A 570-nucleotide genomic window follows, 5' to 3' on the forward strand; every position below is an offset into this window, starting at 1 on the left:
GCTTTGGATGCGCAACAACTCCGAAGTACACCGTTTGAAGTCTGGCTGCGTCGTAGTTGCTTTGGACTTCCTCGTGATGCTGACGTGGTCTGGCGTGCCGAAAGTCAGGCAGATTTGAACGCTTCGCTTGCCGCGTTTAATGCTATCGTAAATGGGATGGTGGCTGAGGTCGGTTTCGAGGGGTTGTCTGAATTGCAGGAGGGGCGTTACACCAAACTGGCAATGCATCTAAGCTTGCCTGGATGTAAGGAAACCACTTCAGCTTGGCAGTTACGTCTGACTGGTGGTACCAATAATGATATTTTGCTCGCTGAAACCCATAATATTCCCGGAGTCGCAGATGGCAGGCAAACGCTCCCGGTATCTCAATATTACTCTGGGGGTTATAAACGCATAGCCGGAGATAACGGAATAGAAATCAGGGCTGAAATCTGGCTTAGCGAAAGCCGTTATGCCAACGCAACATTGCAAGCAAATTATTGGCCCGATAAAGCAGATCCGCAATATCAACTTGGCCTGATTGTAAGTACGGAACAATAAGAGGATGTTATTGTGAACGAAGAGAACCAG

1 protein-coding gene is annotated in these 570 nt (G+C 48.4%); it reads left to right on the top strand.

Features of this window, described 5'->3' with window-relative positions; genetic code table 11:
• Positions 1-540, top strand: a 540-nt coding sequence (locus AC2A1E_RS24285; protein ID WP_484385890.1) for a hypothetical protein, incomplete at its 5' end; no start/stop codon positions are given.
• Positions 541-570: the final 30 nt, after the last annotated feature.

This window comes from Serratia sp. HNCC26DJ206 (assembly GCF_057180605.1).